The sequence below is a fragment of the Arthrobacter methylotrophus genome, assembly GCF_039539965.1.
In the GTDB taxonomy this organism is placed as follows: Bacteria; Actinomycetota; Actinomycetes; order Actinomycetales; family Micrococcaceae; genus Arthrobacter; species Arthrobacter methylotrophus.
This window is the reverse complement of sequence record NZ_BAABED010000001.1, coordinates 3,191,769-3,204,244: the sequence shown is the minus strand read 5'-3', so window position 1 is coordinate 3,204,244 and position 12,476 is coordinate 3,191,769. Positions and strand designations below refer to the sequence as shown.

Annotated in this window: 12 protein-coding genes; 6 read left to right on the top strand and 6 right to left on the bottom strand. The window is 64.0% G+C overall.

Going from position 1 to position 12,476, the window contains the following annotated elements; genetic code table 11:
* Positions 1–24 precede the first annotated feature (24 nt).
* On the top strand, positions 25–378 hold the full coding sequence (locus tag ABD884_RS16700; RefSeq protein WP_345048177.1) for a hypothetical protein: 354 nt from the start codon (positions 25–27) through the stop codon (positions 376–378).
* The gene (locus tag ABD884_RS16695) at positions 356–2,572 is read left to right on the top strand and encodes a thioredoxin domain-containing protein (RefSeq protein WP_345048174.1); all 2,217 of its coding nucleotides are present in this window, start codon (positions 356–358) and stop codon (positions 2,570–2,572) included. Before ABD884_RS16700 ends, ABD884_RS16695 begins: the two co-directional genes overlap by 23 nt.
* A gap of 5 nt (positions 2,573–2,577) precedes the next feature.
* Here the strand turns inward: ABD884_RS16695 and trhA are convergent, their stop codons facing one another.
* Positions 2,578–3,219: a PAQR family membrane homeostasis protein TrhA gene (gene trhA, locus ABD884_RS16690; protein WP_345054962.1), complete on the bottom strand. Its 642-nt coding sequence runs from the start codon at positions 3,217–3,219 to the stop codon at positions 2,578–2,580.
* A 253-nt stretch (positions 3,220–3,472) separates the two neighbouring features.
* On the opposite strand from trhA, the gene ABD884_RS16685 reads away from it, so the two are divergent.
* Both ABD884_RS16685 and phoH2 read left to right on the top strand, forming a co-directional pair.
* Positions 3,473–4,234 carry an isoprenyl transferase gene (locus ABD884_RS16685; protein ID WP_028266402.1) on the top strand — a complete coding sequence of 254 codons (762 nt, stop codon included), beginning with the start codon at positions 3,473–3,475 and terminating at the stop codon, positions 4,232–4,234.
* Between the two features lie 372 nt (positions 4,235–4,606).
* On the top strand, positions 4,607–5,881 hold the full coding sequence (phoH2, locus tag ABD884_RS16680; protein WP_376955026.1) for an RNA 5'-3' helicase PhoH2: 1,275 nt from the start codon (positions 4,607–4,609) through the stop codon (positions 5,879–5,881).
* Positions 5,882–6,160: 279 nt separating this feature from the next.
* Here the strand turns inward: phoH2 and ABD884_RS16675 are convergent, their stop codons facing one another.
* On the bottom strand, positions 6,161–6,931 hold the full coding sequence (locus tag ABD884_RS16675; protein ID WP_345048168.1) for a hypothetical protein: 771 nt from the start codon (positions 6,929–6,931) through the stop codon (positions 6,161–6,163).
* A 59-nt stretch (positions 6,932–6,990) separates the two neighbouring features.
* Between ABD884_RS16675 and ABD884_RS16670 the strand changes: the two genes are divergently transcribed.
* Both ABD884_RS16670 and ABD884_RS16665 read left to right on the top strand, forming a co-directional pair.
* A complete protein-coding gene (locus tag ABD884_RS16670; protein ID WP_345048166.1) occupies positions 6,991–7,572 on the top strand; it encodes a prepilin peptidase in 582 nt (193 codons plus the stop codon).
* Between the two features lie 115 nt (positions 7,573–7,687).
* On the top strand, positions 7,688–8,161 hold the full coding sequence (locus tag ABD884_RS16665; RefSeq protein ID WP_345048163.1) for an NUDIX hydrolase: 474 nt from the start codon (positions 7,688–7,690) through the stop codon (positions 8,159–8,161).
* Here the strand turns inward: ABD884_RS16665 and ABD884_RS16660 are convergent.
* From ABD884_RS16660 to ABD884_RS16645, 4 genes are all read right to left on the bottom strand, one after another.
* Complete coding sequence (locus ABD884_RS16660) at positions 8,149–8,349, bottom strand: hypothetical protein (protein ID WP_345048161.1); 201 nt, start codon at positions 8,347–8,349, stop codon at positions 8,149–8,151. The two genes, ABD884_RS16665 and ABD884_RS16660, sit on opposite strands and share 13 nt — an antisense overlap.
* 132 nt (positions 8,350–8,481) lie before the next feature.
* Positions 8,482–10,203, bottom strand: coding sequence for an MDR family MFS transporter (locus tag ABD884_RS16655; protein ID WP_345048159.1), 1,722 nt, complete (start codon positions 10,201–10,203; stop codon positions 8,482–8,484).
* Positions 10,200–10,901, bottom strand: coding sequence for a TetR/AcrR family transcriptional regulator (locus tag ABD884_RS16650; RefSeq protein ID WP_376955011.1), 702 nt, complete (start codon positions 10,899–10,901; stop codon positions 10,200–10,202). The genes ABD884_RS16655 and ABD884_RS16650 overlap by 4 nt, the downstream gene beginning before the upstream one ends.
* 125 nt (positions 10,902–11,026) lie before the next feature.
* Positions 11,027–12,463: a class II fumarate hydratase gene (locus ABD884_RS16645; RefSeq protein ID WP_345048155.1), complete on the bottom strand. Its 1,437-nt coding sequence runs from the start codon at positions 12,461–12,463 to the stop codon at positions 11,027–11,029.
* Positions 12,464–12,476 lie beyond the last annotated feature (13 nt).

The following is a 12,476-nucleotide window of genomic DNA, read 5'->3' as shown; positions in this document are numbered from 1 at the left end:
AAACTCCCATAGAAGGTTTGAACCGTGCACCACTTTCTCATCGCCCTGGCCACGACTCCGTCGCCTTCCCCGACCCCGTCGCTACGTCCCGGCCTGTCCGAAGACCAGGTGACCCCGGGAACCTGGGGCTTCGTCCTGACGGCCTTCATCGTGGTGCTCACGACCTTCCTGATCGTGGATATGGTCCGGCGGATCCGGCGGGTCCGCTACCGTGCCCAGGCTGAAGAAGCCCAGTTTGGCCCCGAGACTGACGGCCCTGATCCCGAAGGTCCTGAGCCCGAAGGCTTCGCTACCGACGGCACTGATGCCGAAGGCGTCGTCTCCGGCAAGCAGGGTGTAGAAGACTCCGACGGCGATGCCGGTACCGGAGCCCGCTGACCCGGGTAGCGCCCGGGAATGGCCGGGGGCGTTCAACGCCCTTGGCTCGGAACCGTCCGCCTATTTGCGCCAGCACGCGGACAACCCGGTGCATTGGCGGCCTTTCGGCGATGAGGCATTCGCCTTCGCGGCAGCTCGCGATGTTCCCGTCTTTCTCTCCATTGGCTATGCCGCCTGCCATTGGTGCCACGTCATGGCCCACGAATCCTTCGAAGACCAGGACACCGCCGACTATCTGAACGACCATTTCGTGCCCATCAAGGTGGACCGCGAAGAACGTCCGGACGTTGACTCGATATACATGGCAGCCACGCAGGCCATCAGCGGCGAGGGCGGCTGGCCAATGTCCGTCTTCCTCACGCCCGAGGGCCTGGCCTTCCATGCAGGCACCTATTTCCCGCCGACGCCCCAGCCGGGAAGGCCGTCCTTCCGCCAGGTGTTGGAAGCGGTACACGAGGCGTGGCTGGAACGCCGGGACGCCGTCGAACAGAACGCCCGGGGGCTCGCCGCCGGCATGGCCGATGCCCAACTCGCCGCCGCGGTGTTCCTCGACAGGCCGCCTGAAAGCCTGGATGACAGCCTGCTGTCGGAAGCCGTGCGGCTCCTCGCCCGCTCGGAAGACCCCGACGGCGGCGGCTTTGGCGGCGCTCCCAAGTTCCCGCCGTCGGCGGTTCTTGAGTTCTTGATCCGGCACGCCGCCGTGCCGTCCGACACATCCGACTCCGCCCGCGACATGGCTGGCCGTACGCTCGCCGCCATGGCCCGTTCCGCTCTGTGCGACCAGCTCGACGGCGGCTTCGCCCGGTACTCGGTGACCGCCGATTGGTCGGTGCCGCATTTCGAGAAGATGCTCTACGACAATGCCCAGCTGCTCCGCGTCTATGTCCACTGGGTCCGGCTGCGCGGCGACGGGGTCCTGCCCGCCGACGAGGCCGCAATGGTGGCTTCGCGGGCGGCGGATTGGATCCTGGACTCGCTCGGCATGGGAGATCCGGGAGCTCCGGACGGACTCGCCTCCTCGCTCGACGCCGACACCGTGGTGGACGGAGTGCACCACGAAGGGGCGTCGTACCTCTGGACTCCCGAAAGCCTGGAAGCTGCGCTCGGTTCAGGGGATGGTGCCGCCGCGGCGCGCCTCATGAACATCGGCGCCTCGGGCACGGTCTCGGAGCTTGGCTCCCCGTTGCATCCTAGACGCCAGTTGTCAGGGACAGAATCACGGTTGTGGAACCGCGTCCGGCCCGCCCTGCGCAACGCACGCGACGCTCGCCCGCAACCTGCTCGAGACGACAAGGTCGTGGCGGGCTGGAACGGCCTCGCGATCGCTGCGCTCGCCGAAGCCGGAACGGTCCTGGACAGGCCGGAACTGGTTTCCGCTGCGCAAAGCCTCGCCGACTACCTGGTGCGAGTGCATTGGCGTCCTGCCTCCAAGCCCGGTGCGCTCACGGCGGCCGAGCCGGTGCTGATCCGCGTCTCGCACGATGGGGTTGCCCGGGGGATCGGCGGCCTGCTGGAAGACTACGCGTTTTGTGCCGAAGGCTTCCTGGCTCTCTACGCCGTCACCGGCCGCCGGCGCTGGTACAGGTTCGCGGAGCAGTTGATCAGCGGAGCCTGTGAACGCTTTGTGGTCGACGGCAGGTTGTCCGACTCCGTGGGTGAGTCGGCCCAGGTATTCAACGCACAGGGCCAGCACGCCGGGCTGGATCCCTTCGACAACGCGGCACCCAGTGGGGCAGCTGCCTTCGCCGGAGTGTTGCTTAGCTATGCGGCGTACTCCGGCTCACACGAGCACAGGCTCATGGCGGGTAGTATTTTGTCCCTCCCGCCGCCGATAGCCGGGCGGGCACCAAGGGTTGCTGGATGGCTGCTGGCGATCGCCCAGGCGGCCGTGGCAGGGCCTGTAGAGGCCGCGGTGTCCGGCCCTGCCGGTTCGATGCAGCGGGAACTGCACCGCGCGCTGTTGGCCTCGCCGAGTCCGGGGTTGGTGGTGGCCGTGCAGCGTGCGAAGGCCGCCGACGACGGCGCGCTGCCGGGGTCCGGCGTCGAGGAACCGGAGGTGCCACTACTTTCGGATCGAGTGGCTGCTGCGGACGGCTCACCGCAGGTGTACTTATGCCGTGGGATGGTCTGTGACCTGCCGCTTCGCTCGGTCGAGGAACTCGGGCAGCGGCTCGCGGCGATGACCGCGGGCTGACGCGGCTAGCTCAGCACTGCAATCATGATGGCGGCGAAATGGGCCGCGAAGGCCAGCACCGTCAGAGCGTGGAAGAGTTCGTGGAAACCGAAGTTCAGCGGGCTGAAGTTGGGCTTTTTGATCCCGTAGAACACCGCGCCGGCGATATACAGCGCCCCGCCCACGCAGATCAGGACCGCGGCCGGAACGTTTGCCGCGAAGAAATCCGGCAGGTAGAACAAAGCCCCACAGCCCAGCGCAACGTAGATAGGCACGTAGAGCCACCGGGGAGCGCCAGTCCAGAGAACGCGGAACAGTACCCCCAACGAGGCCCCGGACCAGATCACCCACAGGAGGAGCACGGCTTTGGGGCGCTCCAGCAGCGACCAAGCGAGTGGTGTGTAGCTGCCGGCGATCACCAGCATGATGTTGGTGTGGTCAAAGCGCTTCAGGACCATCCTGGTTTTCGGTTCCCAATTGCCGCGGTGGTAGATCGCGGACACGCCGAAGAGCAGGACACCCGTGAAAGCGTAGATCGCCGAGACAATTTTGCGGTCGGTCGTAGGCGCCAACATCACCAAAGTGATCCCTGCGGCGGCGGCGAAAGGAATGGCCACAGCATGTATCCAGCCGCGCCACCTTGGCTTGATTGTGAGCAGCTCCGACATCGTTAAAGCGTAACCCGCATCCGGGTAAGTTACTGCGGAGTAATGAGTTTTGTCGTCGATCCTCGTGGCTCCGGTGTGCGGACCGGCCAGCTTGGGAAGGTAGCCTTGGTGGTGCACCTGCGGCAGCAGTCCGCGGGTGCCGATAGTGGTTTGGCTACGGGCCGGCTGCCCATCCGGCCCGCCGCCGTCGTTGTTTAAGTCGTTGTTTAATTCGTTGTCAGCCCTGTTCAAAGGAAGTCAGGTGAGTGTCCGGATGGAGTGGCCCGGCTTCCTCTACGGCTTCTACGAGCGCAAACTGCTCCGTTCGCTCGAGCAGGAAAAGATTCCCGGGCACATCGGGGTCATGGTGGATGGCAACCGTCGTTGGGCGCGGCAATTCAACGCCCCCACCAGCGAAGGCCACCAGGCAGGCGCGGACAAAATCCACGAATTCCTCGGCTGGTGCCAGGAACTGGGAGTCAAAGTCGTCACGCTGTACATGCTTTCGACTGACAACATGAACCGCTCCGGCGAAGAGCTCGAGCTGCTCATGGGAATCATCGCCAACACTTTGGATCGGCTCGATGAGGACGCCGATATTTCAGTCCATGCCATGGGTGCGCCTGAGCTCCTTCCGGACTACCTCGCTGAACGGCTCAACAAGCTGACGGCCCGTACGCCGATCCGCGAGCGCTTGCACGTGAATGTCGCCGTGGGCTACGGCGGTCGGCGCGAAATCGTCGATGCCGTCCGGGAACTGCTGCATGACGCCGTCGCGCACGGCCGGGATATTACCGAGCTGGCCGATGAACTTACAGTGGACGACATCTCGCGTTTCCTCTACACGCGCGGTCAGCCGGACCCCGATCTGGTCATCCGCACGTCAGGCGAGCAGCGCTTATCCGGCTTCCTCATGTGGCAAAGCGCCTACAGCGAGTTCTACTTTTGCGAGGCACTTTGGCCCGCGTTCCGCAAGGTCGATTTCCTACGGGCCCTGCGGGACTATGCTGGCCGGCAGCGCCGCTTCGGTTCCTGACATGGTGACATCCCGGTGCGGTCCCGTTTACGGGAAGTTCACATCTTGTCTACGCGAATCGCCGTTTGGGCTAACCGGAAATGTAATCGCACGGGAATACGTTAATCCCATCAGTAGGCAAACCGCCTGCTGATCGGGGAGGCCAGTAGATGGAGCGAATCATCGCACCAGTTACGTGGGGGGCCGCGCCCGGCCTTCCGGCCGAGCCGCCTCACGAATAAGCCGGGTTCGCCCGGGGCTGGAGTCGATGTGGCTATTTCTGAGCAACTGCCCGTAGTCGTTTCCGACGGGGAAAGTTCAGCTACCTCTCGCACCAAGCGGGCCAACGGTGGTCGTACTGCAAAGTCCAACACCCCGACTGGCCGAAGCTATGTGATTGACACTTCTGTTTTGCTTTCGGATCCACACGCTTTGTTGCGCTTTGCGGAGCACGAAGTCATTGTCCCGATCGTGGTCATCACCGAATTGGAAGGCAAGCGCCACGATCCCGAGTTGGGCTACTTCGCCCGAAAAGCCCTCAGGCTCCTTGATGACCTGCGGATTGAGCATGGCGGGTTGAACCAGTCCATCCCGATCGGCGCTGACGGCGGCACGCTGCGCGTTGAGATGAACCACGTGTCCACCGAAGTGCTGCCAGCCGGATTCCGGGGTGCCGACAATGACAGCCGTATTCTGGCGGTCGCCAAGAACCTCGCCAATGAAGGCCACAACGTCACAGTTGTCTCGAAGGACCTTCCGATGCGCGTCAAGGCATCCGCCATGGGTTTGTTCGCGGACGAATACCGCAACGAACTCGTCAAGGACTCGGGATGGACCGGCATGGCAGAGATCGAGGCCGGCGAAGACGAAATCAACACGTTGTACGGTCACGAACCGGTCTTCATCCCGGCAGCCGCAGAGCTTCCGGTCAATACCGGCCTGGTTCTGCTCTCGAACCGAGGCTCCGCGCTGGGCCGCGTAGGCGCGGACAAACAGGTGAGACTGGTCAAGGGCGATCGCGATGTCTTTGGGCTGCATGGCCGGTCAGCGGAGCAGCGGCTGGCGATCGACCTGCTGATGGACCCGAGCGTTGGAATCGTTTCCATCGGCGGCCGGGCCGGCACAGGAAAGTCGGCCCTTGCCTTGTGTGCCGGGCTTGAAGCGGTCCTGGAACGTCGGGAGCATCGCAAAGTGATCGTCTTCCGTCCCCTGTTTGCGGTAGGTGGACAGGAACTTGGCTACCTGCCTGGTTCCGAGGCAGAGAAGATGAACCCCTGGGCGCAGGCGGTCTTCGATACCCTCGGTGCTCTCGTCAGCCAGGAAGTCGTGGAAGAAGTCATGGACCGCGGCATGCTCGAAGTCATGCCGCTGACCCACATCCGCGGACGTTCGCTGCACGACGCCTTTGTGATCGTGGACGAGGCCCAGTCGCTCGAAAAGAACGTGCTCCTCACGGTCATGAGCCGCATCGGCCAAAACTCGAAGATCGTCCTGACCCACGACGTCGCCCAGCGCGACAACCTCCGTGTCGGTCGGCACGACGGCGTGGCAGCCGTCGTCGAGACCCTCAAGGGGCACCCGCTGTTCGGACACATCACCCTGACCCGCTCCGAGCGGTCGCCGATCGCGGCACTCGTGACGGAACTGCTTGAAGGGGCTGAGATCTAAGGCTCCACTGTGCGGAGGGCCGTGTCCGGGTTCGCCGGGCCACGGCCCTCCACCGCTCATTGTGCCTTCCCTGCTGACGCTCGCTCACGTATGTGGGGTTTCCTGCTGACGCACGCTCATCTATGTGGGGTTTCCTGCTGACGCACGCTCACGTAGAGGGAAGGCCCCGAAGGTGAGCGAGCGTTTGGCGAAAGGGGCGTATAGGTGAGCGAGCGTTTGGCGAAAAGGGCGTATAGGTGAGCGAGCGTTCCTGTTGGCACCTGGTCACCTAGCCGGTGTTCAAGCGTGGGGGCCGAGGTCCCAGCTGATGTGCTTCCGGACGTCGGTGAGGTTCATCGATTCAGCGAGGAATAAATCATCGAGCATGTATTCGTCCACACCCAGGACCCGCATCCAATGCCCCTGGCCCGCAGTGTCGCCGTCGAGCGACTGGCTGTAAACGCACACTCCTGTTCCCAAATCCACCCGCAAGAGCGTGCGCCCGGGAAAACAGAGCGGCCTGCCCGGATCGGCTGCCACGTAACTGTGTCCCGGCGTCGCGATGGTTTCCAGCGCCGGACGACCCTCGTGATCCACTTCTCGGATGGGACCGAGGGCCACCCGGTTGGATTCCGGAAATTCCATGGGCACCGGCGCATTTCCGGAGAGTTCCACGGGGTCGAGGGCGGCCGCCAGCCTCCCGTTGCCGAAGGATGGTTCGCCGTACGCCGCCTCGGGGCGTCTGCGGACGAGCCCTCCCGAGTCGTACACCGGGGTCACCAAATGGGCCGGCAAGAGCCACGACTTGCGCTTGGAACCAAGGTATAGCCCGTCGCGGGAGTCGTTGATGCCGGTGGTGCTGTGCAGCAACGTCCCTTCCATGGTTTCAAGCCGGAGGGCACCCGGCCTGCGCAGCCAAGCGCGCACGGTGTCTCCTGCGTTGCCCGGCCGGTCCAAGTATTCGAACCTCAAACTGGTCCATTTCCACGGTGAGGAACGGCAGAGATTTCGGAAGACGGAGGACATGTCGGCGTCCGGGCTGCCTTGGATTTCTGCACTGTAGGACCCCATATCCACAGTCTAGGCGCGCGTGACCGGCGCGGGTTTCGAAAAACCGATAGCATCCGAGGGTGATCCGACGACTCGGCGAATTGTGGGGGACCAGCTTCCCGGCCTTCTGGCTGCTGCTCGCAGCATGTGTGTACTTTGCGATCATGGCTGCCCGCCTCACAGTCATTGACGTCCGTCACCACCTGTTGCCAAACCGGATCGTGTTCCCTTCGTATGCGATCGCCGGGGTGTTGCTGCTCGGGGCTGCGATCGCCGTCACCCTGGCTGGCGGAGCCGCAGGAGGGCTCGCCGGCGGAGCGGCAGGGAACACGCCCGACGGCGGTGCCTCCTTCCTGGGGGTGCCGGCCTTGGGGATCGTGGCCGGGGGAGCTGTCCTTTGGGTGTTCTATTTCATCCTCCGTTTGGCGTATCCGCCGGGAATGGGCTTCGGCGACGTTAAACTGGCGGGCGTGCTCGGTCTTTACCTTGGCTATTTGGGTTGGGCGCACGTCTTTGCCGGGACGTTTGCGGCGTTCCTCTTCGGCGGGCTGTGGAGCCTGGGAATCCTGGCTGCCCGGCGGGGAACCCTGAAATCCTCTATTCCATTCGGGCCGTTCATGCTTGCCGGCGCCGCGGCGGCGATGCTTGCGCTGCCTGCTTGACGACGGCGGCGGAAGGCACCAGTGGGAGCAGCCCCACCGCTGTCCTTCGGGCGTCCCTGATGGGATACTCGCTCTACTGTTGGTTTGGCTGTTTCGACGAAAGCGGGCTAAGGCAGTGGCGATCCCCGAGTTCATCCTGAAAATCCGCGAGAAGATCGGCAATGACCCTTTGTGGCTGCCCGGCGTTCGCGGCGTGGTGTTGGACGACGAGGACCGGGTCCTTTTGTGCCAACGGGCCGACAACCGCCGCTGGACCCTGATTACGGGAATGCTGGAACCGGGGGAGCACCCGGCCCCCGGATTGATCCGGGAGATCTTCGAGGAGACTGCCGTGGTGGCCGAAACTGAGCGCATTCTGGCGGTGGGTGTGATCGGCCCGGTCACGTATCCGAACGGAGATGTCTGCGACTTCCTGGATATTGCCTTCAAATGCCGTTATATCTCGGGAGAGGCACGTGTCAACGACGACGAATCAATCGCGGTGGCTTGGTTTGCCCTGGACGACTTGCCGGACATCAGCCCCGGCCACCGCGAAACCATCCGGCTTGCGCTGGAGCCAGGCTCCGCCGTCGCGTATCAGCGCGATTGACGGGCTGCGAGGATAGCGCGGGCAGCGAAGAGGCATGCGGCAGTACCGCAGGCAATAGCGCCCACGATGGTCCACCACTCGCCCTTGGCGGAGACCATGGAGACGGCCAGAAGGCTGAAAAGGACTGCCCCTAATCCCCATCGAACGGCCGGGCTGATGGTCGCGGATTCTTCGGGTTCTGAACTCATGGGTTCCAGCCTAGGCCAGAAGCGTCAGGTGCGCCGTTCGGCCCAGTGGACATGCCCGGCCTTGCATCCGAGCACTGGGCATATTCCCCATATGTCCACTGGTCCGAGCCAAGGCCGGGCATGTCCCTAGCTTCAGCGCAGGGCGAGCTCGCTGTCGTTGTCCTCTACGCTCCCCGAATCCGAATCCGAATCCGGCTCCGAATCCGAATCCGGCTCCGCGTCTGCGTCGGCGGTGCCCTTCGCCGTGCCAAGCAGGCGAGCGGCTTCAAGGCGCTCGGCTTCCTGCCCTCCCACGGCCTCACCCCGGGCCACCATTCCGGCGGTGTCGGACAGCGGGATCTGCTTGAGCGTGATGGCGAGCAGGAGTGCGACGGCGATGAACGGGATCAGGTACCAGAACACCGGTGCCAGCGAATCGGCGTAGGCGTTGACGATGGCGTCCTTGACCTGGGCCGGCAGCTGGGCGAGAGTCTGTGGATCGAGCTTGCTGGTGGATTGCGAAGCTTGTGAGGCCGAAGCGCCGGCCCCTGTGAAGGCCTTTGTGAGTGACTCGGCCAGCCGCGTGGTGAAGATCGAGCCGAAGACGGCCACGCCCAACGAGGCCCCGACCTCGCGGAAGTAGTTGTTGGTGCTGGTCGCCGTGCCGATCTGCTCGGCCGGAACCGCGTTCTGGACCACCAGGACGATGACCTGCATGATCAAGCCCAGGCCTGCACCGAAGATGAACAGCTGGATGCAGATGACCCAGACCGGGGTTGCCGCTGTGAGCGTGGTGAGCCACAGCATGGCAACGATCGTGAGGCTCGCTCCGAGGATCGGGAACATCTTGTACTTACCGGTCTTGGAGATCCGGATTCCCGAGTAGATGGAGGTACCCATCAGGCCCACCATCATCGGCAGCATGAGCAGGCCCGAGACGGCGGCCGAGGTTCCGGAGGACATCTGCAGGAACGTCGGCACGAAGGCGATGGCCGCGAACATGCCAAGCCCCAAGGTGAAGCCGATGGCCGTTGCGTTGATGAAGATCCGGTTCTTGAACAGGCTCAGCGGAATGATGGGGTCTTCGGCCTTGCGCTCCACCAAGACGAAGAGGAAGGCGGCAAGCACCATGCCGGCGCCGAAGGCCCAGGTGAGCAGGGAATCCCAGCCCTGGTCCTTCTTGCCGCCGAAGTCGGTGAAGAAGATCAGGCAGGCCGTGGCGGCGGACAGCAGCAGTACGCCCAGGAGATCGATGCGCTTTTCGGCCTTCTTGTTCGGCAGGGTGAGCGTGAACCAAGCGATGGTGAAGGCTGCGATGCCGACCGGGATGTTGATGTAGAAAGCCCATTCCCACGTCAGGTGATCGACGAAGAAGCCACCCAGAAGGGGACCGGCAACGGCGGACAGGCCGAAGATGGCGCCGAGGGGACCCATGTACTTGCCGCGCTCCTTGGCCGGGACAATGTCGGCGATGATGGCCTGGGACAGGATAATCAGACCGCCGCCACCGAGGCCCTGGACGGCGCGGAAGACCACGAAGCTCCAAAAATCGGTGGCGAAGGCACAAGCGATGGAGGCTGCCGTGAACAAGCCGATGGCGGTCAGGAAGAGGTTCCGCCGGCCCAGGATGTCACCGAACTTGCCGTAGATCGGCATGACGATGGTGGTGGCCAGCAGGTAGGCCGTGGTGATCCAGGCTTGGTTCTCGACGCCGCCGAGCTTGCCGACGATGGTGGGCATGGCCGTGGACACGATGGTCTGGTCCAGGCTGGAGAGCAGCATTCCGGCGATCAGCGCGGAGAAAATGATCCAGATCCGTTTCTGGGTCAGGAGGAGCGGTTCCGCTGCCGCCTTGGTCTTGGGAGTGGTGCTCACGATGGGTCCTTCTGGGGTTCGACGGGGTTGGTGTCCAGCGCTTGGGCGAAGAGCGTGCGGGCCGCGTTGAGGTTTTGGTCGAGCAGTGCGCGGTAGGCCCGGGTGTTCTCTTCGGAAAAGAACTGTTGGCTTGTCTTCTTGGTGACCGCGCCGAAGACCGCGGCGGCCATGATGACCTCTGGGTGGTCTGCTGTGAGGCCTTCCCGTGCGGCGATGAGTTCGGCGAACTGGCGCTCGCGGACTTCGCCTGCGCGTGTCAGCCGCCCCAGGAGCTGGGGTTCGGCCGTGACGGCGGCGATGAGTTGGCGGATCTCCGACGGGCTGACGGTGGACCGCTCGAGGACTGCCAGGGTGAAGTGGCGCAGGGCGGCCAGCAACGAGTCGGAGATGGTGGCAGGGATTGTGCCGGTGGCCCGCGCGGGTTTGCGGTTGAAGGCATCCAAAGCATCTTCCGGAAGCTCGTCGGAGAACGAGCCGATCACCGCGTCTTCCTTCGTATGGAAGTAGTTGAAGAACGTCCGGCGCGAGATCCCGGCTTGATCGCAGGCTTCCTCGACCGTGAAACCGTTGAGGCCGCGCTGGGCGGTCAGGGAGCGTGCGACGGCGGTGATCGCCGCGCGGGTCTGTGCGCGCTTGCGCTCCCGGAGTCCGCCGTCGATATTTGCACTATTTTCCACAAAGTAAAGTTTTGCACTCATTTATTGAAAGTGCAATAAGTGGAAATCGGCGGAACACGCATGCTCCCGATACGACGACGGCGGCCGGCACCTTCCGCGCGGAAGGTGCCGGCCGCCGTCGGGCTGGCTTGTTGGCTAGCGGGAGGCTAGGCCTTGTGGGCCGGGCGTGTCATGGTGGTGACGTCGAGAGCCTTGTCGAGCTGCTCTTCGCTCAGTTCGCCGCGCTCGAGGTAACCGAGGGAGACCACGGCCTCGCGGATGGTCAAGCCTTCGGCGACGGCCTTCTTGGCGATCTTTGCTGCGGCCTCGTAACCGATGAACTTGTTCAACGGCGTCACGATGGACGGGGAAGCCTCAGCCAGGAAGCGGGCGCGCTCCACGTTTGCCGTGATGCCGTCGATCATCTTGTCCGCCATGACCCGGCTGGTGTTGGCCAGCAGCCGGATGGATTCGAGCAGGTTGGCGGCCATCACGGGGATGCCGACGTTGAGCTCGAAGGCGCCGTTGGTACCGGACCATGCAATGGCGGTGTCGTTGCCGATGACCTGGGCGCAGACCATGATGGATGCCTCGCAAATGACGGGGTTGACCTTGCCGGGCATGATCGAGGAGCCGGGCTGCAGGTCCGGGATGGAGATCTCGCCCAAGCCCGTGTTGGGACCGGAACCCATCCAGCGGAGGTCGTTATTGATCTTCATGAACGAGATCGCGATGTTGCGCAGCTGGCTGGAGCCCTCGATCAGTCCGTCGCGGTTGGCTTGCGCCTCGAAGTGGTCGCGTGCCTCGGTCAGCGGCAGGCCGGTGTCCGCGGCCAGCAGCTCGATGACGCGCTCCGGGAAGCCTTCCGGAGTGTTGATGCCGGTGCCGACGGCGGTGCCGCCCAAGGGGACCTCGGCAACGCGGGGGAGGGCGGCGTTGATGCGCTCAATGCCGTAGCGGACCTGCGCTGCGTAGCCGCCGAACTCCTGGCCCAAGGTCACTGGAGTGGCGTCCATGAGGTGGGTGCGGCCGGACTTGACGACGTCCTTGAACTCCAAGGCCTTGCGGTCAAGGGAAGCAGACAGGTATTCGAGGGCCGGGATCAGGTCGTTGATCAGGGCCGATGTCGCGGCGACGTGGACCGACGTAGGGAAGACGTCGTTGGAGGACTGGGAAGCGTTGACGTGGTCGTTCGGGTGGACAACCTTGTCGCTCCCGGCGGCGGCGAGGGCGCGCGTTGCCAGCTCCGCAATGACCTCGTTGGTGTTCATGTTGGAGGACGTACCCGAACCGGTCTGGAAGACGTCGATGGGGAAGTCGCCGTCGTACTTTCCGGCGGCAACCTCATCGGCAGCGTTGGCAATGGCCTCGGCGAGCTCGCCGTCGAGCACTCCCAGTTCCGCGTTTGCCAAGGCCGCAGCCTTTTTGACGCGTGCCAAGGCCTCGATGTGTGCGCGCTCAAGCGTCTTGCCGGAGATCGGGAAGTTCTCCACGGCGCGCTGCGTCTGTGCGCGGTACAGTGCGTTCACGGGGACGCGAACTTCGCCCATCGTGTCATGTTCAATACGGAACTCGGCCGCGTTGGATTCTTGAGTGGAAGTCATGGGGCTAGCTTAT

Bases quoted from the DNA above. Each gene is read 5' to 3' on its own strand.
- ABD884_RS16695 (WP_345048174.1), top strand. From the start codon at position 356: ATGCCGGTACCGGAGCCCGCTGACCCGGGTAGCGCCCGGGAATGGCCG.
- trhA (WP_345054962.1), bottom strand. From the start codon at position 3,219: ATGTCGGAGCTGCTCACAATCAAGCCAAGGTGGCGCGGCTGGATACAT.
- ABD884_RS16685 (WP_028266402.1), top strand. From the start codon at position 3,473: ATGGAGTGGCCCGGCTTCCTCTACGGCTTCTACGAGCGCAAACTGCTC.
- ABD884_RS16675 (WP_345048168.1), bottom strand. From the start codon at position 6,931: ATGGGGTCCTACAGTGCAGAAATCCAAGGCAGCCCGGACGCCGACATG.
- ABD884_RS16660 (WP_345048161.1), bottom strand. From the start codon at position 8,349: ATGAGTTCAGAACCCGAAGAATCCGCGACCATCAGCCCGGCCGTTCGA.
- ABD884_RS16650 (WP_376955011.1), bottom strand. From the start codon at position 10,901: ATGAGTGCAAAACTTTACTTTGTGGAAAATAGTGCAAATATCGACGGC.
- ABD884_RS16645 (WP_345048155.1), bottom strand. From the start codon at position 12,463: ATGACTTCCACTCAAGAATCCAACGCGGCCGAGTTCCGTATTGAACAT.